This window comes from Paenibacillus sp. Y568 (assembly GCF_059445545.1).
On the sequence record NZ_JCAIUM010000010.1, the window covers coordinates 74,005 to 97,330 of the forward strand.

The 23,326-nt window shown below is 41.9% G+C and carries 21 protein-coding genes; 14 read left to right on the plus strand and 7 right to left on the minus strand.

Annotation, left to right across the window (positions count from 1 at the left end):
* Positions 1 to 126: 126 nt before the first annotated feature.
* Complete coding sequence (locus tag AC1D7X_RS15300; RefSeq protein ID WP_495456770.1) at positions 127 to 1,797, plus strand: glutamine--tRNA ligase/YqeY domain fusion protein; 1,671 nt, start codon at positions 127 to 129, stop codon at positions 1,795 to 1,797.
* A 55-nt stretch (positions 1,798 to 1,852) separates the two neighbouring features.
* On the opposite strand, the gene AC1D7X_RS15305 is transcribed toward AC1D7X_RS15300, so the two are convergent.
* Positions 1,853 to 3,091 (minus strand): MFS transporter, encoded by a 1,239-nt coding sequence (locus AC1D7X_RS15305; RefSeq protein WP_495456769.1) that lies wholly within the window; start codon positions 3,089 to 3,091, stop codon positions 1,853 to 1,855.
* Between the two features lie 430 nt (positions 3,092 to 3,521).
* On the opposite strand from AC1D7X_RS15305, the gene AC1D7X_RS15310 reads away from it, so the two are divergent.
* Positions 3,522 to 4,205 carry a TorD/DmsD family molecular chaperone gene (locus AC1D7X_RS15310; protein ID WP_495456768.1) on the plus strand — a complete coding sequence of 228 codons (684 nt, stop codon included), beginning with the start codon at positions 3,522 to 3,524 and terminating at the stop codon, positions 4,203 to 4,205.
* Positions 4,206 to 4,294: 89 nt separating this feature from the next.
* On the opposite strand, the gene AC1D7X_RS15315 is transcribed toward AC1D7X_RS15310, so the two are convergent.
* From AC1D7X_RS15315 to AC1D7X_RS15335, 5 genes are all read right to left on the minus strand, one after another.
* Entirely contained in the window at positions 4,295 to 5,227 is a 933-nt protein-coding gene (locus AC1D7X_RS15315) for a 1-phosphofructokinase family hexose kinase (protein WP_495475547.1), read from the minus strand.
* Positions 5,228 to 5,396: 169 nt separating this feature from the next.
* Complete coding sequence (locus AC1D7X_RS15320; protein ID WP_495475548.1) at positions 5,397 to 8,519, minus strand: efflux RND transporter permease subunit; 3,123 nt, start codon at positions 8,517 to 8,519, stop codon at positions 5,397 to 5,399.
* A gap of 58 nt (positions 8,520 to 8,577) precedes the next feature.
* A complete protein-coding gene (locus AC1D7X_RS15325) occupies positions 8,578 to 9,477 on the minus strand; it encodes a TetR/AcrR family transcriptional regulator (protein WP_495456765.1) in 900 nt (299 codons plus the stop codon).
* Positions 9,478 to 9,597: 120 nt separating this feature from the next.
* Complete coding sequence (locus AC1D7X_RS15330) at positions 9,598 to 9,912, minus strand: DMT family transporter (RefSeq protein WP_495456764.1); 315 nt, start codon at positions 9,910 to 9,912, stop codon at positions 9,598 to 9,600.
* Positions 9,912 to 10,259: a DMT family transporter gene (locus AC1D7X_RS15335; protein ID WP_495475549.1), complete on the minus strand. Its 348-nt coding sequence runs from the start codon at positions 10,257 to 10,259 to the stop codon at positions 9,912 to 9,914. Before AC1D7X_RS15335 ends, AC1D7X_RS15330 begins: the two co-directional genes overlap by 1 nt.
* A gap of 235 nt (positions 10,260 to 10,494) precedes the next feature.
* Between AC1D7X_RS15335 and cls the strand changes: the two genes are divergently transcribed.
* A complete protein-coding gene (cls, locus tag AC1D7X_RS15340) occupies positions 10,495 to 12,003 on the plus strand; it encodes a cardiolipin synthase (RefSeq protein WP_495475550.1) in 1,509 nt (502 codons plus the stop codon).
* Here the strand turns inward: cls and AC1D7X_RS15345 are convergent.
* The gene (locus AC1D7X_RS15345; protein ID WP_495475551.1) at positions 11,931 to 12,335 is read right to left on the minus strand and encodes a hypothetical protein; all 405 of its coding nucleotides are present in this window, start codon (positions 12,333 to 12,335) and stop codon (positions 11,931 to 11,933) included. The genes cls and AC1D7X_RS15345 overlap by 73 nt on opposite strands.
* Before the next feature lie 115 nt (positions 12,336 to 12,450).
* On the opposite strand from AC1D7X_RS15345, the gene AC1D7X_RS15350 reads away from it, so the two are divergent.
* The 11 genes from AC1D7X_RS15350 (at position 12,451) to AC1D7X_RS15400 (ending at position 23,325) form a co-directional block, all read left to right on the plus strand.
* On the plus strand, positions 12,451 to 13,929 hold the full coding sequence (locus AC1D7X_RS15350; RefSeq protein ID WP_495456760.1) for a phytoene desaturase family protein: 1,479 nt from the start codon (positions 12,451 to 12,453) through the stop codon (positions 13,927 to 13,929).
* Between the two features lie 274 nt (positions 13,930 to 14,203).
* Positions 14,204 to 15,238: a type 2 isopentenyl-diphosphate Delta-isomerase gene (gene fni, locus AC1D7X_RS15355; protein WP_495475605.1), complete on the plus strand. Its 1,035-nt coding sequence runs from the start codon at positions 14,204 to 14,206 to the stop codon at positions 15,236 to 15,238.
* Positions 15,239 to 15,364: 126 nt separating this feature from the next.
* Complete coding sequence (locus AC1D7X_RS15360; RefSeq protein ID WP_495456759.1) at positions 15,365 to 15,835, plus strand: GNAT family N-acetyltransferase; 471 nt, start codon at positions 15,365 to 15,367, stop codon at positions 15,833 to 15,835.
* A 225-nt stretch (positions 15,836 to 16,060) separates the two neighbouring features.
* The gene (locus tag AC1D7X_RS15365; protein WP_495456758.1) at positions 16,061 to 16,291 is read left to right on the plus strand and encodes a hypothetical protein; all 231 of its coding nucleotides are present in this window, start codon (positions 16,061 to 16,063) and stop codon (positions 16,289 to 16,291) included.
* Positions 16,292 to 16,466: 175 nt separating this feature from the next.
* Positions 16,467 to 17,567, plus strand: a complete 1,101-nt coding sequence (gene ychF / locus AC1D7X_RS15370; RefSeq protein WP_495456757.1) for a redox-regulated ATPase YchF — start codon at positions 16,467 to 16,469, stop codon at positions 17,565 to 17,567.
* Between the two features lie 545 nt (positions 17,568 to 18,112).
* Complete coding sequence (gene prfA / locus AC1D7X_RS15375) at positions 18,113 to 19,180, plus strand: peptide chain release factor 1 (RefSeq protein WP_495456756.1); 1,068 nt, start codon at positions 18,113 to 18,115, stop codon at positions 19,178 to 19,180.
* 25 nt (positions 19,181 to 19,205) lie between these two features.
* Entirely contained in the window at positions 19,206 to 20,093 is an 888-nt protein-coding gene (gene prmC, locus AC1D7X_RS15380; protein WP_495475606.1) for a peptide chain release factor N(5)-glutamine methyltransferase, read from the plus strand.
* Positions 20,094 to 20,187: 94 nt separating this feature from the next.
* Positions 20,188 to 21,393: an FtsW/RodA/SpoVE family cell cycle protein gene (locus tag AC1D7X_RS15385; protein WP_495456755.1), complete on the plus strand. Its 1,206-nt coding sequence runs from the start codon at positions 20,188 to 20,190 to the stop codon at positions 21,391 to 21,393.
* 164 nt (positions 21,394 to 21,557) lie between these two features.
* A complete protein-coding gene (gene spoIIR / locus AC1D7X_RS15390; protein WP_495475552.1) occupies positions 21,558 to 22,277 on the plus strand; it encodes a stage II sporulation protein R in 720 nt (239 codons plus the stop codon).
* A 174-nt stretch (positions 22,278 to 22,451) separates the two neighbouring features.
* Positions 22,452 to 23,030 (plus strand): RNA polymerase sigma factor, encoded by a 579-nt coding sequence (locus AC1D7X_RS15395; protein WP_495475553.1) that lies wholly within the window; start codon positions 22,452 to 22,454, stop codon positions 23,028 to 23,030.
* Complete coding sequence (locus AC1D7X_RS15400) at positions 23,017 to 23,325, plus strand: hypothetical protein (RefSeq protein ID WP_495475554.1); 309 nt, start codon at positions 23,017 to 23,019, stop codon at positions 23,323 to 23,325. Before AC1D7X_RS15395 ends, AC1D7X_RS15400 begins: the two co-directional genes overlap by 14 nt.
* Position 23,326 lies beyond the last annotated feature (1 nt).

The window sequence follows — 23,326 nt, forward strand, 5'->3', positions numbered from 1 at the left end:
TGTATGAAGTAATAAAGTAAACATACATGAATCAGTTTCATAATGCAGTTAGATTTATGAAATTAATTCACATGATATTAATATAAAAGATGAGACAGATATCTCAAGAATGAAAGGTTGATTGCAATGGAGAACCCAAGCACTCCCTCCAATTTTATTAAGAATGTCATTACGGAAGATCTGAATTCCGGTAAAGTAAAGGAAATCGTGACACGTTTTCCACCAGAACCTAACGGTTATTTACATATCGGACATGCTAGAGCCATCTGGATTAACTTTACTTTAGCAGATGAATTCGGCGGGAAGACGAATCTACGATTCGATGATACCAACCCGATTAAGGAAGATACAGAGTATGTGAAGTCCATTCAAGAAGATGTGAAGTGGCTCGGATTCGAATGGGAAGAACTTCGTTTCGCTTCGGATTATTTCGATGAAATGTATAACCGGGCAGTATTGTTAATTAAGAAAGGTCAAGCCTATATCGATGATCTCAGTGCGGATCAGATTCGTGAGACTCGAGGTACTTTGAAGGAACCAGGCAGTAACAGTCCATATCGTGAACGCAGCGTGGAAGAGAACCTGGAGATGTTTGAAGCTATGCGTGCTGGTAAATATAGCGATGGAGCTAAAGTATTGCGTGCGAAGATTGACATGGCTTCTCCTAATATTAACTTACGTGATCCTGTTATTTATCGTATATCTCACACGCATCATCATAATACGGGCGATAAATGGTGTATCTACCCTATGTATGCCTTTGCTCATCCAATAGAGGATGCAATTGAGGGTATAACACATTCGTTATGTTCATTAGAATTTGAAGATCAACGTCCTTTCTATGATTGGGTGGTAGCGGAATGCGAAATGCCGAATGTTCCTCACCAATATGAGTTCGGTCGTCTAAATCTTGACCAGACGTTAACAAGTAAGAGAAAATTGAAGTTGCTTGTTGATGAGAAGCATGTTGATGGATGGGATGATCCACGTATGCCAACAATCTCGGGTCTTCGTCGACTGGGTTATACACCAGAGTCTATTCGGAACTTCATCTATGAGACGGGTATTTCTAAGAGCCAAGGTGTCGTAGATCGACAAATGCTGGAGCACTTTATCCGTGAAGATCTGAAGTTGAAGGCTCTTCGTACGATGGCGGTATTGAATCCACTTAAAGTGGTCATTACCAATTATCCAGAGGGCCAGAATGAATGGTTTGATGTCGAGAATAATATTGAGAATCCAGAGATGGGTACTCGCCAAGTGCCATTCTCTCGTGAAATATATATTGAGCAAGATGATTTCATGGAGAATCCTCCAAATAAATATTTCCGACTATTCCCTGGTAATGAAGTGCGTTTGAAGAATGCTTATTTCATTAAATGTAATGATGTTATCAAGGATGAAGAAGGTCACGTTGTGGAGATTCATTGTACTTATGATCCTGAGACGAAGAGTGGTAGTGGTTTTACCGGTCGTAAAGTGAAGGGTACAATCCATTGGATTGATGCAAGCCAAGCCGTTCCGGCTGAATTCCGACTGTATGAGCCTCTTATTATGCCTGAAGAGTCTGATGGAGAGGTTGAAGGAGCAGAAGAGAAGACGTTCCTTGATCAGATCAATCCGAATTCCTTGGAGATTTTGCATGGATATATAGAACCGGGGATGAAAGATGTAGCTCCACAGGATAAGTTCCAATTTTTCCGTCACGGGTATTTTAATGTAGACTCCAAATATTCTACACCGGGGCATCCAGTATTTAACCGGATCGTGTCACTTAAAAGTTCATTTAAATTGTAAATACAAAGAGGGTGTCCCTAGCCATTTTCATGACTTTTGGGACACCCTCCTTATTTTATTCATCCAGATATACTTCAGGCTCCTTTTCACTTTTTGGGAGCGGAAGTTTATAACCCTGCTTAAGAATGAGATACCACATCCATCCAAACCCAGCAGCCCCTATTAAGGAAAATAACATCCCTGTGCTATACATCAAATCTGCACCAAAGCTTTGGAAGAGCCAGCCCCCAATAAATGCACCAATGACGCCAGAGAGGCCACTCCAGGTAAGTGTGTATACGGCTTGGCCTGTTGCACGATATGGACGAGGTAACAATAATGACGTTAGCTGGGTCCCAACGTAGAAGAATCCTCCAAAGGTAATGCAGTGTAATACCTGAATAGCCGCGACTTCCAGTGGAAGTGTAGCATTAGCCATCAGAAGCCAACGAAAACCGAATAGCAGACTCACTAGGGCGAGACAGCCCATCATCCATGAAATTTTACGTTTCATGTACCGACTAAACAAGGAGAACACGACTACTTCTAAGAAAGATGAGAGGAATACGGCTAGCCCAATCATTCTTCTAGATCCTCCAAGTTCCGTTATATACAATGACATAAATGTGTTATTCATTGCGTTAGGAATAGATACCAGAAGACCCATGAGAATAAAGGTAAGGAAGTATCGATTGGTCAGAATACCGGAAAACCCTCTGAAATACAAAATGGGTGTTTCAGAAGAACGTTTCAGAGGAGGGAGAATGACGACCGCTCCTATGGTTAAGATCAGAAGAGTCGTAAGTAATGTCGATACATTGGATATACCTGTCCAATCAAGAACTTGCCCTGCAGCAATGGCTGTAATCCCCCAACCAATAGAGCCCCATAAGCGAAAGGAACCAAATTTGTAGGGTGTATCTTGAATATAGCCAATAATAAGACTGTTACTTTGAGAAAAGATAGGTGCTTGAAAGAAAAAGAAACATATCATTACGAAATAGACCATTGCATATGTATCGGCATGAAAGACGAACTGTACGAAGATTAGCGCTCCACTCATCATGATGATGAGAATACGTCGCATATTGAGTAAACGGTCACTCCAGTGTCTCCAAAACGGATTGGCAAATAAGGAGATGAAGGGTCCAATAGCCATCAGAGTTCCGATCTCAAACTTCTGCATACCTGCATCTTGTAGGTATAGTTGAAAAAAACTTGTGAAAATGACCATGGTGCCATATATGAGGAAATTAAATAATTTAAGAGATGTTAAAGAAGAATTGATCTTTAAAGATTCACGCAATATCGACACTCCTCTCTGACTTGAATGTAAATCGCCAATGATCATTACTGTGTGGCTAATCACGCTAACTATTTCACTTTATCATGTGTTGAAAAGGGATTCAAACCAGCAAATTTCCATATATGTTATCTGCATAGCATGTTCAATATAGGGAAATATTACTACTATCTTGGTGGACCTCGTTATGACAATATACCAGAGAAGAACCCCATAGGACAACAGAGGAGTAATAGTACTCATCATTATAATAAGCGCTTTCATTAGAATCATAAACACTTTTATTTTTAACACAAATTGTTTTGTATTTTGCTTATCTTTATGAATTACATCACATGAATTATTTAATTTTTAATGTAATCTTGTATACAAGAAAGCGCTATCTTTACGGACCAATCATTTGGTTCTTCTTAATAACATGACATAAAAGGAGGATAAACGTATGGTAACGTCTCTCGAAATGGTTAGAGATTCAGAAGAATGTATACGTTGGAAGCAAGGAAGGGGCTTGGTGTACCAGTTACTTATTGATTTTCTAGGAAATCCACCAAGCCTATCGATGATTGCTCAGTGGCGTCAACACATGGTTATAAGAGAGGAAGCTATATTAACAGCAGGCGGAAGAGTTCTTAAGAACTATATGTCGAGTATCACGCCTGAACAATACACAGAGATTTGTGAAATGGAAAAAGAAGAATATCATCGTCTATTCGATAGTGTTCGGCCGGTTCTTCCTTCGCTTTGTGAGAGCGATTATCGATGTAAGTTAAATAAGAATAGCGTTGATTGTACAACGGATATTCGTAATATGTATGCACAATCAGGTATTGTCTTTAATAAATTACAGCTTGAACAAGATGATCATATCTCCATTGAGCTTGAATATATGGCTGTTCTGGCTGATCGTATGTTAGATGACAGACGGTTACGTACTTTCCAACAGGCGCTCATTGACTCTCAGATTCAGTTCTTAGAGCAACATTTAACACAATGGATTCCAAGCTTAGCTGATGAGTTATATACCCAATCAAGAACGCCTATGTATAGAGCTATAGGGTGTGTTTTAAAAGAGTTTCTCCCCTACGATATTGAAATGTTACGTTCATGGCGAGCTACTCTTGATTAATAAGTAATGATTATTATTTTCATAATAGCCCTTGAGCTGATTCCCTTTAAGAGTAGTCAGGAGTCGGCTTTTTTTGTTTAGGTAACTTGTTAGATGGGGATGATTTGAATCTCTTTAAGAATGGTGTCTATTTCCGTTAAGGTTACTTTTCCCGCAGCTTTGTGTAACGTGTTGACTGTTCCGCAAGCCGCGCCTAGCCTAAGGGCATCAGTGATGTCATGCCCTCTATGAAGTGCAGTTATAAGCCCTGCCATCATAGAGTCTCCACTACCCACAGGATTAATAGCCGCAACTTGAGGAATGCAAATTCGGTAGAGGTTACCAGTGTGGCATGCGAGTGCCCCACGCTCACCTTGGGATACGACTACAAGCTGGGTATTGTCGTCCACTAAAGATGATATTTCCTTAAGCGTTGCCTCATCATCGTCGGATCGGATCCCTGCAAGATCTGCTAATTCATGCTCATTAGGCTTAACTAGATCAGGTTTACCAAGAAGTCCTTCTCGTAGAGCATCTCCACGAGTATCTAACCCTACCTTTGCGCCTTGATGATGAGCAATTTCGGTAAGCTCTGCATAGATCCAAGCTGGACAACCTAGGGGCAAGCTACCGCAGAATAACATCCAATCGGAGTCTTTAGCTAATGATTCCACCTTGAGGCGAAGCTCCTGGATCTCGGTCTCTGTAGTGGTAGGACCCTCCTCTACAAGTTCGGTACTTGTACCTTGAGAGGGATCAAGAATGGTGATGGCCCGTCTGGATTCTCCATTCTGAAGCATGATGAAATCGGATGGGATGGCTTCTTCCTTCAGACCTGCAAGCAGGGCTCCTCCTTGGAATCCTGCCACGTAACCAGTTGCTATAACGGATTCGCCTAAGGTCTTCAATACACGAGCAACATTCACGCCTTTGCCTCCAGGAAAGGTTAGGTATGCACTCATGTGATGTAACTGATTGACTTGGAACTGAGGGATGGTATACGTAATATCTAACGCTGTATTTAAAGTTACCGTAGTAATCATAGGTTAAGGCTCCTTCTAATAAATGAATTGTCTAATTGTCATGAATTATCGCATATTGCCTAAGCAGAAGCACACTGAATTGTTTACATACCCAAAAGGACATATCCTCCATTCCATAAGGAAAGGGAATATGTCCTTTTATAATGCTAGAGTTGTGAAATCAACTGACTTAGTCCTGTAATTTCGATTTTCTAAATTTCATTAGAAACTCATACACAACCGGTACGATAACTAGTGTTAGTAATGTGGAGCTGATCAGACCGCCAATCACGGTAATTCCGAGACCGCGTGAAATGATCCCAGCACTGTCCTCTAGTCCAGTCACCAGTGGAAGCAATGCACCAATGGTAGCAAGTGCGGTCATTAGAATTGGACGAAGGCGAGTTGCACCTGCTTCAAGCAATGCATCACGTGTAGATAAACCTTCCTGTTCATTATGAATAACGCGGTGAATAAGGACAATTGCATTGGTTACAACGATCCCGATTAGCATCAATGCACCCATTAATGAGGACACGTTCAGTGTTTCTTTCGCAAGCAGTAGTCCGACAAGGGCACCAATGATTGTGAATGGTAATGAGAAGAGGATTGCAAACGGTGCAAGGCCTCCACCAAAGGTAACCACGAGTACAAAGTATACAACAGCAATTGCAGCAGCCATTGCAAGACCTAGTTGCGTAAACGTATCGTTAATTTGTTCTGTCGTACCACCGAATTTAATTTCAATTCCATCCGGCTTCTCGATCTTGTTGATTTTAGCTTCTAAGTCTGTAGAAGCTTCACCAACATTCGTGGCCACGATGTTAGCTGTAACGGATACGACCATCTTACCGTCAGTGCGTGTAATGGAGTTTGGAGAAGTTCCCCTTTCCACCTTAGCTACATCTTTAATGGCAACTTCCATACCCAGAGGAGACATGATTTTCTCATCTGCGATCTCATTAATACTCTTATAGGTGGAACTGTCCGTTTCGATATAAACTTTATAGGTTTTGTTATCGACTTCAATTTCAGTTAGAACTGGACGTTCACGAACTGGACTTAGCTTCATGGCAATCTGCCCAGCGGTAAGACCAAGTGAACTTAATTTCTCTTGATCAGCAACAATGGTGTATTGATCATAGGAAGTAGATAGACTTGTCTTCCCTTTTTCGAAGTTTGTCGTATCTTCATTCACAAGCTTAAGAATTTCATCAGATATAGGTTTGATATCTTCTAGGCTGTCACCAAAGACACTAACACTTAATCCGCTTCCACCCAATCCACCAGTCATGTCCATAGAGGCCCACTTACCTTCAGGAATTTGTTTCTGCAGATCTTCGACAAGTTGTTTTTGGATATCTTCGAAGTTTTCAGTATCCGTATTATATTCAATGTAGAAGAGACCTGAGTTCGACGAACTTGCGCCACCCATTGGGTTAGCGCCACCAATGGAATACTGCATTTTCTCTAACCCGTTTTGTTTAAGGAGGAATTTCTCAGCGTCAAGGGCACGTTTCTCAACAACTTCTAATTGATCTCCTGGTTCAGGTGTATAGGTCAGCAAGGTGAACTTATCCTTTTGTTCTGGCATGAAGCTAGTGCCGATCAATGGATATAACAATAGGCTTCCCACAAGAAGGATAACAGCTGATCCGAAAGTAATGGCTTTATGGGATAGACACCAGTTCAGAATACGTTGGTATCCTTTAGATAGCTTACCGATTTCCTCTTTGCTAGTGTGCCGTTTTTTATTGATTCCTTTTTTGAATAGCGTATGTGCAAGCATAGGAACAATCGTAATGGCAATAACGAGTGAAGCAAGGAGAGCGAATACCATCGTCAGAGCGAAAGGTAAGAATAGCTCACCAACCATACCACTTACAAAAGCAAGAGGAAGGAACACGGCAATCGTTACGATCGTAGAAGACATGATCGGAACGAACATCTCCCGAGTTGCTTCACGGACGAGTTCACGACCACTTAATAGCTCATCACTGTCAGTTAGTCTTCTGTAAATATTCTCAATGACGACAATGGAGTCATCAATAACCCGACCGATAGCAACGGTCATAGCACCTAGAGTCATCATATTTAGCGTAATATCTAACCGCCACAGGATAAGAACAGCTGCTAACAGAGAAAGCGGGATCGAGATAATGGATATAATGGTTGAACGAATATTACGAAGAAAGATCAGAATAATGATGACTGCGAACAAGGCACCAAAGACAGCTTTGCTTAGCATGGTATTTACGGAATCCTCGATAGGTTGACCCTGATCGAGTAGAGTCGTTAGTTCCAAACCAGTATAGCTTTTTTCTAGATCGTTAATTTTATCCTTTACAACGTTTACGACATCGACTGTATTCGCGTCGTTGTCTTTTACAATTGAAATACCGATCGATTCAGCACCATCAGTACGTGAGATCGATTCTGCCTTACCAATGACTTGAATATCAGCAATTTCGCCAAGTCTTATCGTCGGAATACCCATAGGTGTACCCGGTTGCAGCATCTCGACACCAGCACCTGTAGGGGGAGTTGGCGCTACATTCGTTGCACTCGGAATAACGGGAATAGCTAGTCTCTTCAGATCATCCAGTGAAATAATATTTCCATCCACCACAACAGCTTTCTCGGATTCATCTAAATTAAACAATCCCAGAGGTACACGAAGGGAGGAACCTTGTACGATACCTTGTACCGTATCTTGGCTTAGGCCCAATTCTGCCATTTTGGACTCATTAAATTTCAATTGAACTTCTTTAACATATTGCCCAGATATACTAACGGAAGCTACACCTTCAAGCTTCTCTAACTCAGGTTTAAGCTGATTCTCAATAACCTTGGTTAGTTCTTCTAAATCTTTAGCTTGATTGTTTGAAGCACTTAGTGAAATAACTGGAAAAGAGTTTAAACTGAATTTGGAAATCGTAGGTTTTTGTGCGTCTTCTGGTAAATTGACCTCATTTAGGGCCTCACGGACAGCGGCAGTTGCTTGATCTAAGTCCGTACCATAATCGAACTCCATCGCAATAGAGGCTGCGTTCTCCATGGAAGTAGAAGTGACCATCTTGACGCCATCTATATTGCTTAGACGTTGCTCAAGGGGAAGGGTGATATCTTCAACGACACCTTCAGGAGCTGCGCCTGGATACACGGCAATAACGTTAAGGAATGGAATACTAATATTAGGAATCGTCTCTTGCTTCATAGAGACTCCAGCAAATAGTCCCGCAGCAGTAACAATAATGGTTAGAATCCAGATCGCAAATTTGTTATTCAATGAGAAATTTATAATACTTTTCATAAATATGGTCCTGCTCCTCTCTCTATACTTCTTAATAATTTTGAATAGACATGAGATTTCACGTCGTTACGGAATATAATGAAATAATCTCCTTAAGCTCGTCATTTAACACTTTTAGCTCAGGTATTTGATTTAAATTACTTATCATACCCAATAGAATAGCCCTCCGAGGGTGAACATCCACAATTTCTTTCTCTAGAATATGTATAGACTCCAGAGCGTCTTTGTACGAACTCTCATCCAGTGTACTCGCCTTGAGGTAACCCTTCATTTCCTTGAAGATCTGAAGAGGATGCCGTTGAATCATGGATTGGTCTTTGAATTCATTGATCCATTGTGTCAGTACATCGGGAGTAATCATGGGGGCAGATTGATTGGAGATCATGCTGTGAGTGATATCGTCAAGTAAAGTAACGATATGGTTTGCCATTCTATGAATGTTCATAGGAAGACCAGGAATGAACAACATTCGTAAATAGGATGCCAGTATGCCACCAAAGAATAAGATGAGGTCGACCGTATAAGGTTCTACATCAGAACCATAGATGGTTTCAAGTTTGACTTTGAACCAATGAAGCATTCTAAATTGCTCATCTTGCATACAGTGATGTTTCTTACTTGGACCAGAACCGTCAATCAACTGGTTCTTCACAAATTCACGCAACTCGATCAGATGACTTAGGAGGACTTCCACTTGTTTATGTAGTTGCTCTTTAGGAGAAAGAAGGCCATCCTGTTCTACCTGTATAATACTGTCTCGAATGAGTTGGAAACAGTATAAGTAAATGCTCTCTTCCAACTCGTCTTTCGATTTGAAGTGTAGGTATAGACTTCCCTTAGACATTTCACATACTTCCGCAATTTCTTGCATGGAGGTTGAAGATATACCTTGCGTCGAGAATAGTTGTAAGGCAGTCTTCAAAATGTAGGTTTTCTTGTCCGCTGATTTCTCAGCCAATGTACACTCACTCCTTTCTAGAACTTGCAAGTTCTAATTGTGACTCGTTAGTCAGATTATATTATAAATCATAATGGGTTACAACTTTACCTCTAGGATTTATACCCACACGATGGTGAATTAAGATATCAGTTTCAATCCTATGGCAGCAATTAGAATCATCGAAATAAATAGAATTCTTTTGAATTCCTTGGGTTCTTTGTATAGAGTCATACCCACGATGGTGCTGCCCACGGTTCCGATACCTGTCCATACGGCATAAGCCGTTCCCATAGAAAGAGAGGCCATAGCATAGGATAACATGGAGAAGCTGCCTATAAAGGAAATGGCCATTAGCAAATATGCCTTAAGTCCTTTACGTTCTGTGACGCCCTTGATTCCTATAACGCCTAGTACTTCACATAATCCAGCTATAATAATTGCAATCCAAGCCATTAGATATTCGCCTCCTTCGAAGAAGTTATATCTTTATCTGTAATTAGCTTTAGACCGATAACCCCAGATAGTAATAACAGAATAAGCAGTACTTTCGACAATCGGAAGGGTTCGTCAAATAGAATCATTTCTGCTAAGACTGTTCCTCCAGTCCCTAATCCTGTGAAGACGGCGTAGACTGTTCCTACGGGTAATTTTGTCGATGCCATAATAATAAGAATGAAGCTGAACATAATAGCAAGAGCAGTTCCTATCCATTCCCACATGTTATTTGAATGCTTTAATCCTGAAACCCAGACGACTTCAATGATTCCCCCAATGAATACATACAGCCATTGTCTATTCATGATGACACTCCTTTAGCCTTTGAATTGTAAGATGATCCATACGATGACTGGATCAGCGTTACGGCATTTTTTTTAACACTAATTTAAAACGATTGAAAGAATCAGTATAGCATTTTAGAAGTCATATTTTGAAATTGAATGGGAGGATTAGAGTAAATCATGTACAATAGTACTGTTATACAACAATGATACAATGCTTATGGAAGTATAGAGCAGATTAAAAGTGAGGGAAAATATGAGACGGGGATTGCAGGTAATATTGATTTCAGCCATCGTGTTTGCATTTTATTATTTTGGTTTCGGTGTTGTAGGGAAAACAGCGGGAACGATTGTAAGTTTATTTTCTACCCTAACGATTATTTCATTAATCTTCATTATTTTTATGGAGAATCGAAATCCTTCTACAACGATATCTTGGATATTGTTGCTGGCATTAGTTCCTGTTGTAGGGCTAATTTTTTACTTCTTATTCGGACAGAACTATTTCAATCGACGGAAATACGATAAAAAAGCACTCCTAGACTTGAAAATATACGAAAGATTAGAGAAAAAAGAGTTAAGAGTACATCAAGATCTCTCTAAGTTCTCAACTCGTCAACAACAATTGTTGAAATTATCTCAGAGGTTGGCACGTACGCATATTTCTTTTTCAACGGAAACAACGATTCTTACAAACGGAGAACAGACTTTCTCCAATCTGATTACGGAACTTGAGAAAGCTAATCACCATATACATATGGAGTATTACATCTTTAGAGCCGATGAGATTGGAACAAGAATTCAACAAATTCTAATCAACAAGGCTAAATCTGGTGTTAAGGTAAGATTTATGTTCGATGCGGTGGGGAGTATGCAGATCCCCAAAGTGTTCCTAAAAGAAATGAGCGATGCAGGTGTAAAGCTGGTTGCTTTTGGTAGTGTTAAGACGAATTTCTTCTCTAGTCGTGTCAATTTCCGTAACCATCGTAAAATTGTAGTTATTGATGGGGATATAGGGTTTATGGGTGGACTGAATGTTGGTGACGAGTATCTGAGTCGTAGTAAGACGTATGGTTACTGGCGGGATACCCATATGTTAGTTAAAGGTGAAGCTGTTCGAACGTTACAGATTATTTTCTTGCAGGACTGGCTGTATATGACGGGAGAGCGAATCCTCGATCAAGAGTATTTGTCCCCTACGCTTAGTAGTGCAGGCGATGGTGTTGTTCAAATGATTGCGAGTGGTCCAGACAATGATCGACGTGTACTGAGAAATATATTCTTCTCCATGATTACTTCAGCGGAAAAAACAGTATGGCTCGCAACGCCATATTTTATTCCTGATGATGATATATTAACGGCTATTCGAGTGGCTGCACTATCGGGACTAGACGTGCGTATTTTGTTCCCAGCTAAACCGGATAAATGGCTTCCTTTCTATGCGTCACATTCGTATTTTCCATCTTTACTTAGCGCAGGTGTGAAAATATACGAGTATGAAAAGGGATTTATTCACTCGAAATTATTGATTGTAGATGGTGAAGTAGCAACGATAGGCACTGCGAATATGGATATGCGTAGCTTGAACCTTAATTTTGAAGTCAATGCGCTTCTTGTTCATACGGATAGCGTGGATCGAATGGTCGCAGACTTCGAACGGGATCTATTGTCTACTAGCCTGATGAGTTCAGATCAAGTTAAGAAAAGAAAGCTATGGGAACGCTTCTTAGAATCGTTAGCAAGGTTAGTAGCACCTTTATTATAAAAACAAGAGCGTCTGCTATTGGCAGATGCTCTTGTTTCTTTAGGTTCTGGGTAACAGCGTTCGGAGGGACAATCCGTCATCGTAGCGGCATCCTGCTTGGTGTTCAGTTGTATTCCCTGCTGCGTGATAAGTTTATCAGCAAGTGTACGGCCAACTTGAGAAAAAGTGTCCCCTTCATGGGTGTAATGATTAAAAAGAAATAGGTCAATGACTAAGAATTTTCTTGAATCTTCTACGATCTGTAGTATTCTTTTTAGAATCTCCTGCTCATGGATCACTTGATCATCGTCTTTAACGTATGTAAGGTCATTCCAGAACTGAACGTCATTCACATGATACAAAGGACTTTCATAGGAGATCCCAACAGGAAGTGGTTTATTTTTTAGTTCTGGATGGAGAGTTTTTGGAGACAGGTAAAGGTTACCTATGGAAAGGTAGATGGTCTGGATGAAGCAGAAAGTGGTTATTATAGGGGCAGGGTTCGGTGGTCTTTCTTGTGCTATTACAATGGCAGCGAAAGGCTGGGATGTTACGGTATTAGAACGCCAATCAACCATTGGTGGCAAACTGCAACAGTTCCAAGTAGAGGGATATACGTTCGATTGCGGTCCTACCACCATTACAATGCCAAATGTGTTTCGTGATGTATTTGACCAGGTAGGAGTTCGGATGGAGGATTATGTAGAATTCTACGAAATAGAACCTCGCATTCGTAATGTATTTGCAGATGGATCAAGGGTCGACTTATCTCGTGATATCACTAGGATGGAAGATCAGATAGCTACTTACTGTCCTTCAGATGCTCTGAGGTATGCATCATATATAAGAGAAGCAGGAGAATTATATCAGCATGCAGAGGATCAATTCATGAACAAGCTTCTTCTTTCATGGAAGGATAAAGCGAGTTCAGTGATGTTACGGAGTCTGATGCGAGTACGACCATTTACAACACTACATAGTTTGCTTAAGCGGTACTTCACTCATCCCAATACGTTGGCTATGTTTGGAAGGTATGCGACATATGTCGGTTCATCTCCCTACCTAACCCCATCGATTTTTGCAATGTTAGGGCATGTGGAGGCGAAGAATGGTGTATATGGTGTCCGTGGTGGAACTTATCAACTTGTAGAGGGAATGGCCCGTTTAGCTAGAGAACTTGGTGTGAAGATCGTGACCAATACGGAAGTCATCCAAATAAGAGTAACTCATGGCAGGACAACTGGTGTGGAGACCCATAACGGATTCTATGAGGCCCCGACGATTGTGGCTAATGGAGATGTACTTAGTGTGAATCGCATGCTAATTCATGAGAAAGATCGACCCTCTATGCGTAATGATAAAATTGCAAAGTACGAGCCTTCTCTTTCTGGATTTGTTACTTTAGCTGGTGTAGCTCAACAATATTCGAAGTTATTGCATCATACGGTATTTTACCCTGATAAATATGAACCAGAGTTTCGAAATATATTTGAACGAAAATTAACTCCAGCACATCCGACGATATATGTCTGTTATTCAGGTTATTCAGAGCAAGGGATGGCTCCAGAAGGTGGAAGTAACCTGTTTATTCTTGCTAATGCTCCATCTTTAAGTGCTAATTTAGACTGGGGTAAGGAAAAACGAATATATGGGAATCAGGTATTGTCCATATTGAGTCAGCATGGTCTAACGGGGATAGACAAGGGAGACGTTCTTAAATATTACACACCCGAGGATATAGCAAGTGACACGCTAGCTTATAAAGGATCAATCTATGGTATTTCATCGAATTCGGTCGGACAGACTTTCTTGCGTCCTAGCAATCGTAGCAAGGATATCGAAGGGTTGTGGTATGTGGGTGGTACAACGCATCCTGGAGGGGGAACGTCCATGGTAACTTTGTCTGGAAGATTGGTAGGCGAGTATATCACGGGCCATATGGTATAATAATGATCACGTTTAGTCATGTACATCTAGGAGACCATTCGTTATCGTTTTGGTGCAAAACTGGGAGATAGCTTGTGATTCGAGTTTTGTTCCAAAACTTAAGCGGATGCTTACGAAGACAGTTTTGTTCCAAAAATTTAAGTAAATGCTTACGGAGCAGTTGGAACAAAACTTTGAGGAGGAACTATAAATGAAAGAAACGGAATTCCGTGGTGCGATAGGGGACTTATCGGCACAGACGACGGATACCGCTGGCGTGTTGAGAGAGTCACTTATGCCTGGAGTACCAACAGGTGAACGTAAAATAGAACATGTACGGCTTTGTTTAGAAGAAGAAGTAGGAGGTAGTGGTATAACGGCTGGCTTTGAACGTTATCGATTCCGGCATTGTGCGTTACCTGAGACGAATTTTGATGATATTCGTATCGAGACTCGTTTCTTAGGTATACCCGTACGGACACCTTTGTTGATCAGCTCCATGACGGGTGGAAGTGAGGCAACGGGGGCTATTAATTCACGGTTGGCAGAGGCCGCAGAGCGACGTGGTTGGGCGCTTGGGGTGGGTTCTGTTCGTGCAGCAGTGGAGAGGGACGAACTGGCATCAACCTTCTATGTTAGAGATAAGGCGCCGAACATCCCCATCATTGCTAATCTGGGGGCCGTTCAGCTTAATTATGGCTTCACATCGGAGGATTGCTTACGTGCCGTTGAGATCGCGGGTGCGAGCATGTTGGTATTACATCTGAACGGTATTCAGGAAGTGTTCCAACCGGAAGGAAATACGAACTTCAGCGGATTGTTATCGCGAATTGAATCCGTATGTCGTGAACTTGATGTCCCTGTAGGCATCAAGGAAGTGGGCTGGGGTATTGATGGAGAGACCGCGTCGAGGTTATATGACGCAGGTGTCTCCTTCATCGACGTGGCAGGTGCCGGGGGCACCTCTTGGAGCCAAGTCGAGAAATTCCGCAGCCGCGACGAGGTTCGTCGCGCGGCAGCGGAGGCCTTCGCTGGGTGGGGGATCCCCACCGCGGAGTGCATTACCGAGGTGCGGGAGATATCCCCGCACGGAGGTCTGATCGGCAGCGGCGGGCTGAATAGCGGCGTAGACGCCGCTAAAGCAATGGCGCTCGGCGCCGATCTTGCAGGGTTCGGCCGCAGCTTGCTCGGGCCGGCCGTTCAATCCGAGGAGGCTTTGGACGACGCCCTCGCAAGGGTAGAGCTGGAGCTGCGCACAGCGATGTTCGGCATTGGTGCTGCGGATATAGAAGCGCTGCGAACGACGCGTCGATTGGTTCAAGTGAAGTAGATATGCGTCATAATCGTACAACCGGCACGGGCTATGGTGAACCGGAAAACGGAAACAAATCCTATGGCCTAATGGGTTCATTCGAATCATTCGAGAAAATATTTATGATTAGGCAGGTTATTTCAAATGGCGATATTGAGAAGTATGACTGATCAGGACTACGGGGAATTTTATTCTCAAAGTATCATCGATTATGCAGAAGATAAGGTCAAAGCTGGAACTTGGGCACCAAGTGAAGCACAAAAGTTATCTAGTCAAGAATTTGAACGGTTTCTTCCTGAGGGGTTGAATACACCGAACTCTTACTTATATGCTGTTATCGATCCATTATTGGAGGTCAAAGTTGGACATCTATGGATACATATTTCCGATGGGCCCCTAGGGAGATCGGCTTTTATATATGATATTGTGATCTATGAGACATACCAAGGAAAAGGTTATGGTACACAGACGATGACTGCCTTGGAAGAAGAAGCAAAACGCCTTCAAATCAATAAAATCTCGCTCCATGTATTCGGTCATAACAAGACTGCGTTCGGATTGTATCAGAAGATGGGGTATGAGATTACGGATATAAGTATGTCCAAAAAAATATAAGACGGTGACGTCTGAAGCCATGAGGTGAAACATACCTTGTGGTTTTTTTTGCGTGCATCACCCCATAACGTTGTAATAAGACGTATTACGAATCGAATTGGAAACGAAGTAAGGAAGAATTTTTTTAAGAGAAGGTTATGGGTGTATCTGGGATAATATGCGCATCTGTGGAGAATAATAGAGCCGAGTTATTATAGGAATGAAGACGTCAGGAGGCATACATACATGAGCGAGAACAAAGATATGCTTCCAATATCGAAAGAAACAGTCGAAGTGGAAGGGGTATACGAGAACGAAGAGGGACGGGAGCTGTATCTGCAAAAAGGAGAAGAGTTCCCTTCTGATATCGTGCTTGGTAAAACGGAATGGCAGCTAACAGAGTTCGCCCTAGAAGATCATTCAGAAGGTCGGACGGATGAGCGTCTGGTTCCCAAGAAAGACGGCACAAACACATAACAGAATAGCGACGCCCTCCACTGCGGAATTTGCGGATTCAAGCGAGGAGGGCGTTAGTTATGAAGTTGAAAAAATAAATTCTAATCTCTGGGTAATTAGGTATAGTCCTTGCTGGCTTATATGTTCTAATATATAATAGTAAAATCTATTACCTAAAATGGGAGTTGTCATATAAATGGCTTTAAAAGCAGGTATTGTCGGATTACCGAACGTTGGTAAGTCCACGTTGTTTAACGCAATTACACAAGCAGGAGCAGAAGCTGCGAACTATCCTTTCTGTACCATCGATCCGAACGTAGGGGTTGTTGAGGTACCAGATGAGCGTTTAGATAAATTGACTGAATTGGTTATCCCTGATAAAACAGTTCCTACCGCATTTGAATTTATAGACATTGCCGGAATTGTTCGTGGTGCGAGTAAGGGTGAAGGTCTAGGTAACAAATTTCTAGCACACATCCGTGAAGTAGATGCCATTGTTCACGTTGTGAGATGTTTTGAAGATGAGAACGTGACACATGTGGATGGGAAAGTGAATCCAGTAAGTGATATCCAGACGATTAATCTGGAGCTTATTTTGGCGGATATTGAAAGTGTAGAGAAACGTATTGACCGTTCACGTAAGAACTTAAAGAATGGTGACAAGAAAATCGCGATAGAAGTGGAAGTTCTTGAACGTGTTAAGGAAGCTCTTTATAACGATATGCCTGCACGTAGCTTGGAACTAAGTGAAGATGATAAGGCGATTGTTCGTGATCTTCATCTGCTTACACTTAAGCCTGTATTATATGCAGCTAACGTGAGTGAAGATGGTGTTGCGGGTGCAGATAGCAATCCTTTTGTACAACAAGTGAAGGATTTCGCTGCAGCAGAGAATTCCGCAGTTGTACCGATCAGCGCTAAGGTAGAAGCAGAGATTGCTGAACTTGAAGGCGAAGATAAAGCGATGTTCTTAGAAGAACTAGGGCTTGAAGAGTCGGGTCTTAACCGTCTGATCAAAGCAGCATATAGTCTTCTAGGTTTATACACATACTTCACAGCGGGTGTACAAGAAGTTCGTGCATGGACGATTCGTAAAGGAATGAAAGCACCACAGGCGGCAGGTGTTATTCATACAGATTTCGAACGTGGATTTATTCGTGCTGAAGTCGTGTCTTACGATGACCTAGTAGCAGCTGGCACGATGGGTGTTGCTAAGGAACGTGGACAAGTGCGCTTAGAAGGTAAAGAATATATCGTGAAAGACGGAGACGTTATGCATTTCCGTTTCAACGTTTAGCTACCAATTCCATGACACATGAATAAGCTTGCCAACGCGGCAGGCTTATTCATGTGATTTTTATTCATAGGGATCAGGAAATTCCCTTTTTAAAAATATAAGAATTTATAAGTATTTCTGCTTATAAATAGGATTATATTTCAACGCTAAACGTTTCATCGCCGCTAAAGGACGGCGAAGCCGTTTATGCTTGATAAATGGAGTGTTGCTGGACTGTTTACTGCTACCGAAGAGGGTCATCACGTCATGAATTTCATCTTTGTTCCCTCTCCAATGCTAGAATAGAATGACCCTATATTATTTCTAATAGGAACGAATTAGGTGTATGTATGTGTAGATTAAATGAAGCTTGGCATACTGTAGGTACTAAGATGATTGAACATATCATGATAAGAGATGCCAATTGAGACTCTTACGAGTGGATAAGGATATGGATAATATTGAAAAAATAAGATCCCATATATATAATTATTCCTCAATATGATATAATAAAGAGTCGAAATACGACGAATTGGTATGATCTTGAATAGGAGAGGTGACCCCCAATGTTGGACAGATTACAATCCTTGGCGGACCGCTATGAAAAACTGAGTGAACTACTCTGTGACCCTAACGTTGCGAGTGATAACACGAAGTTACGGGAGTATTCTAAAGAACAATCAGATTTGCAGCCTGCTTTCGAGGCTTTTACTGAATATAGAACAGTTATACAGGAACTAAACGCCGCTAAAGTGATGCAAGCGGAGAAGCTAGATGATGAGATGCGCGAGATGGTAAAGATGGAGATCGATGAACTTACATCTCGTCAGGAAGAGTTAGATAGTAAGATTCGTTTACTTCTATTACCGAAGGATCCTAACGATGACAAGAACGTTATTGTTGAAATCCGTGGGGCAGCAGGTGGAGATGAAGCAGCTTTATTTGCCGCTGATCTTTATCGTATGTACACTCGTTATGCCGATGCACAGGGATGGAAAGTAGAAATCATGGACATCAATAGCAATGACCTTGGTGGATTTAAAGAAGTAATCTTCTCCATTAATGGTCGTGGTGCCTATAGCAAAATGAAATATGAAAGTGGTGCACACCGTGTGCAACGCATCCCAACCACTGAATCGGGTGGCCGGATTCATACGTCGACATCAACCGTAGCGGTTATGCCAGAAGCGGAAGAATTCGAGATTGAAATTCATGACAAGGATATTCGTGTAGATACGTTCTGTTCTAGTGGTGCTGGTGGACAATCCGTTAATACGACGAAATCTGCTGTGCGAGTAACTCATATTCCTACAGGTATTGTGGCAACTTGCCAAGATGGTAAATCACAGAACAAGAATAAAGATTCAGCGCTTAAAGTTCTTCGTACGCGTATCTCAGATATGACGCGTTTAGAGGAAGAAGCTAAATACGCTGGTGAACGTAAAAGTAAAGTGGGTACAGGCGATCGAAGTGAACGCATTCGTACGTATAACTTTCCACAGAGCCGCGTAACCGATCATCGTATCGGTCTGACTGTACACAAGTTGGAGCAGATTATGAACGGTGATATGGAAGATATTATTTCTGCTTTAAGTATTGCTGAGCAAACAGATTTGATGGATAAAGGGGAATAACGCTTTGAATAACGACGCTTTTGTCATGACACCAAAGCAAAGTATACGGGAAGCCTTTGCGGAGGCTTCCTCTTTTTTAATGCTTTGCGGCGTAATGGAGCCGCAAAGGAATGCCCAGCTGCTGTTGGAGCATGTGCTGGGCTTAACTAGCACCGCCTATTATATGGCGTTGCCAGAACCCTTCCCTGCAGCAAGGATTGCTGCTTGGGAAGACGCGGTCACCCGCAAAGCGGCGGGTGAACCCGCGCAGTACATCATAGGAGAGCAGGAGTTTTACGGCCTGCTCTTTACGGTAAATCCGGCCGTGTTAATCCCACGGCCAGAGACCGAGCTGCTGGTCGAGGCCGTCCTGCAGCAGGTCGAGCGGCTATGGCCTGGCGGCTGCTCCGCCTCAGTTCAGCCGCTCGCGGTAGCCGACATTGGCACTGGCAGCGGCGCCATTGCCGTGACACTGGCGGTGGAGGCTCCCGGCCTCCGCGTATACGCTAGCGACATTTCGCCGGAGGCGCTTCATGTCGCTAAGCATAATGCGGCCTACCATAAGGCCGCCGTTAACTTCCGCGAAGGCAATCTGCTGGCGCCGTTTGCTGGAATGAAGTTGGACATTCTTGTGTCCAACCCACCGTATATACCGGCTGAAGACATCGCCGGTCTACAACCGGAGGTGCGCGACTTCGAGCCGCGATTAGCGCTAGATGGTGGCCGGGATGGACTCTTGCCTTACCGTATTATGCTTGAACAGATCGACCTGCTTCTAGCTCCGCCGCGTATCATTGCTTTTGAACTCGGCATGGGTCAAGCAGAGGACATAGCGGAAATGTTGCGTTGCGCAGGGCATTGGAATGAAGTTATAGTTGTTCCTGATTTAGCGGGAATAGATCGCCATGTTATGGGGATCGATTATTCCTATTAGTTTATTTGAATTATGGACGGTAATTCCTATACAATAGAGCTAAGTGTTCTATGGGGCACAAGAGGCAGGAAGCCTCAGCACTGGAGGGCGGCACATGCTTCAAAAGTTAAAAAAAGTCGATTATGTTATCGTGCTAGTCCTAGTTGCTCTTATGGTGATTAGTATATTTACTATATACAGCGTGACCAAAGGGAGAGTTAGCACTGGATTATACCTAGATGGACATCACATGAAGATGTTGAAATTTTATGTTGTATCTTTTGTAGCCTTCTTTGCATTAATTCTGATTGACTATCGACTATTGGTGAAATACGCCTTGTACATTTATTTATTTGGGATAGCTTTGCTAGGAGTCGTGAGTTTTGTAGGAGAATCCACAAACGGCGCAGAAGGGTGGTTGAAGTTAGGTGGAGGACTACAATTACAACCTGCGGAACTATTTAAGTTGTGCCTAATTCTCTTTCTAACCTATGTTCTTGTTCGTAAGAATAAGAATCAGTTATCCTTTTGGCGCGACGTTGTTCCGGTGTGTGTGATCGCCATTCTTCCTTTTGTAATAGTTATTTCACAGAATGACCTTGGGAATTCGTTCAGTTACGTTATCATTTTGATTGGTTTGTTATGGATAGGGAACGTTAAATTTTCTCATGCCATGATTGCTCTGACTATCATGATTGGATCGCTTTTTGGAGGAATCCAAGGGTATATTCATTACCATGACAATATCAAAGCATCTCTAGAGTCTATTGGTAAAGATCACTGGATCGAAAGACTCGACCCTTGGCTAATTCCTGAGAAGGCGACCGCCAAAGCTAGTTATCATACCGAGAACGCTAAGCTAGCTATAGCTTCTGGAGGTATGAGTGGAGAAGGGTTTATGAAGGGAACTTCAGTCCAGTCTGAACGTGTACCTTATACGTATTCTGACTCCATCTTTGTGGCGATTGCCGAGGAGTTTGGGTTTATTGGTGCCTCGGTATTACTCTTACTTTATTTTATATTGATCCATCGGATGATTCTAATCTCCTTAGAGTGTAGAGATCGCGCGGGCCCCTATCTGATTGTGGGTGTGGTTGCTATGATGTTGTATCAGATTTTTGAGAACATCGGTGCGTTTATCGGAATTATGCCTTTAACAGGTATTACACTGCCCTTTATTAGTTACGGCGGAACGTCGTTACTTATTAATATGGCTAGTATAGGGATCGTTATGAGCGTAAAAGTTCATAGCCAGGATGTTGAAGAAGATTTTGCAGTTCAGCCTGCAGGTTATGCCAATACAAGCAAGCCGAAAGCATAAATTTAAATAATTGACTCCTCTTATCAACCTTTATATGGTTGGTAAGAGGTTTTTTTGTGCTGAGGCTATTTAATAAATTCATATTTTACTAGATTGATAGGTTTAGACTCTCTTAATAACGGACATGCTTACTAGTATGATTCGATATTATAGGAGTGATTCATATGAAATGGAACAATACGAAGTGGAATGATGATAGAACAGACGTGTTACGCGTAATAGTAAAGAAAGCAGCTATTATATTTAGTTTATTATTCATGCTAGTAATGTCTTGGGATACTCAGCGTACAGATGCATCTGTTGTGAGTGGGCCTATTCCTGAGGAGTCGATCCGATTACGTATTCTAGCGAATTCCGATAGTATAGATGATCAACTTGTCAAAAGAGAGATTAGAGATGCCATTGTAGCAGAAATGAATGGATGGGTAAGTGAATTAGAAGATCCTCAGAATCTGGATCAAGCTAGAGAAACCATTCGTAATCATATGGATGAATTAAATCAATTGGTGGGAAGAGAGTTAACTAATCGAGGAATCAGCTATTCCTATCATGTGGAGCTTAAGGTAGTCCCTTTTCCAACGAAATTATATGGCGGTACGGTATATCCTGCAGGTGATTATGAAGCCCTTCGTGTTACGCTTGGCAATGGGAATGGTCAGAATTGGTGGTGTGTATTATTTCCACCGTTGTGTTTCATAGATGCAGGTAGTGGTGATGCGGTAGCTCAGCAGGCAGTAACAACGGTCGAAGCGGCCGGAACAGATGATGCAAAGGAATCAACAATTCAGCAGGTTTCTACGGATTCCAATGAGACACCTGAAGTACGATTCTTCCTGTGGGATTTGATTTCTGGAATAATGGACTGGGTAAAAGGATTATTCTAAATCATTTAGTTACATATATTAGCTAAAATCATTGTGATTACTCAACAATGATTTTTTTGTTGTTGAATATCGACCGTTATGATGGTTGTAACAACAATCAACATTTGCCTTGTGAATTTTCGAACAATCTTGTAGCTTTGTTCGTAATGTTATATGAAAGGCGGCGGAAAAGAGATGCTTAGTGATAAACAGCTCGTCGAGTTATATCGTTCCGGCCATCAAGAATCGCTAACCTGTTTAATTGAAGTGTACAGAAATGATCTATACAAATTTTGTAGACATCTCACATTGAACCCACAAGATGCTGAGGATCTATTTCAGGAGGTGTGGTTACGTATTATTCGTAAATTAGAGAAATATGATTCGGATAAACCGTTTAAAACTTGGCTTTTTAAAGTAACCATCAACTTGTATCGTGATCGTTATCGGAAGTGGAGGAAGGTATATAGTCTTTTATCAACCGAGGTATCTTATGTTACCTCACACATGTTACAGGTTAAGGATACAAATCCACCGGTGGAGGATCGTTTGTTAAGTGATGAGCGTTACGGTCAATTGGAGCATTGTCTTCGTCAGTTACCCAAGCGATACCTAACGCCGCTGATTCTGTATTACTACGAAGACTATAATTATGAGGGTATTGCGGAATTAATGGGAATTCCAATGGGTACCGTGAAATCACGGCTAAATCAGGGGAAGAAAATGTTAGGTGAATTAATGAAGGAGGGGTACGGGTATTATGAGACATCGTGAGATGGATGAGACGTTACTGAAAGAATATTTTAATCAGGATATGGTTGCGCCATCGTACCTTGTGCAGAATACGGTTCTTAAGATTAAGAAAAGGGACACGTATAAACTGTTAATGATGATGACAGCCTTATCTTGTTCCATTATATTGATCGGGATATTCATCTGCTTGCTCATAGGACCGTTCCCTTTGATATATAAGTTAGGTCTATTCATGATGTACTGTTTGACTCAGGGTACTGTTGCCATATGGGTTGTGCATCGCAACTCCTATTTACAGGATGGAATATCCCTATAAG

Coding starts and splice junctions, on each gene's coding strand:
- AC1D7X_RS15300 (WP_495456770.1), top strand. CDS start 127: ATGGAGAACCCAAGCACTCCCTCCAATTTTATTAAGAATGTCATTACG.
- AC1D7X_RS15310 (WP_495456768.1), top strand. CDS start 3,522: ATGGTAACGTCTCTCGAAATGGTTAGAGATTCAGAAGAATGTATACGT.
- AC1D7X_RS15315 (WP_495475547.1), bottom strand. CDS start 5,227: ATGATTACTACGGTAACTTTAAATACAGCGTTAGATATTACGTATACC.
- AC1D7X_RS15320 (WP_495475548.1), bottom strand. CDS start 8,519: ATGAAAAGTATTATAAATTTCTCATTGAATAACAAATTTGCGATCTGG.
- AC1D7X_RS15330 (WP_495456764.1), bottom strand. CDS start 9,912: ATGGCTTGGATTGCAATTATTATAGCTGGATTATGTGAAGTACTAGGC.
- AC1D7X_RS15335 (WP_495475549.1), bottom strand. CDS start 10,259: ATGAATAGACAATGGCTGTATGTATTCATTGGGGGAATCATTGAAGTC.
- cls (WP_495475550.1), top strand. CDS start 10,495: ATGAGACGGGGATTGCAGGTAATATTGATTTCAGCCATCGTGTTTGCA.
- AC1D7X_RS15350 (WP_495456760.1), top strand. CDS start 12,451: ATGAAGCAGAAAGTGGTTATTATAGGGGCAGGGTTCGGTGGTCTTTCT.
- fni (WP_495475605.1), top strand. CDS start 14,204: ATGCCTGGAGTACCAACAGGTGAACGTAAAATAGAACATGTACGGCTT.
- AC1D7X_RS15360 (WP_495456759.1), top strand. CDS start 15,365: ATGGCGATATTGAGAAGTATGACTGATCAGGACTACGGGGAATTTTAT.
- AC1D7X_RS15365 (WP_495456758.1), top strand. CDS start 16,061: ATGAGCGAGAACAAAGATATGCTTCCAATATCGAAAGAAACAGTCGAA.
- ychF (WP_495456757.1), top strand. CDS start 16,467: ATGGCTTTAAAAGCAGGTATTGTCGGATTACCGAACGTTGGTAAGTCC.
- prfA (WP_495456756.1), top strand. CDS start 18,113: ATGTTGGACAGATTACAATCCTTGGCGGACCGCTATGAAAAACTGAGT.
- prmC (WP_495475606.1), top strand. CDS start 19,206: ATGACACCAAAGCAAAGTATACGGGAAGCCTTTGCGGAGGCTTCCTCT.
- AC1D7X_RS15385 (WP_495456755.1), top strand. CDS start 20,188: ATGCTTCAAAAGTTAAAAAAAGTCGATTATGTTATCGTGCTAGTCCTA.
- spoIIR (WP_495475552.1), top strand. CDS start 21,558: ATGAAATGGAACAATACGAAGTGGAATGATGATAGAACAGACGTGTTA.
- AC1D7X_RS15395 (WP_495475553.1), top strand. CDS start 22,452: ATGCTTAGTGATAAACAGCTCGTCGAGTTATATCGTTCCGGCCATCAA.
- AC1D7X_RS15400 (WP_495475554.1), top strand. CDS start 23,017: ATGAGACATCGTGAGATGGATGAGACGTTACTGAAAGAATATTTTAAT.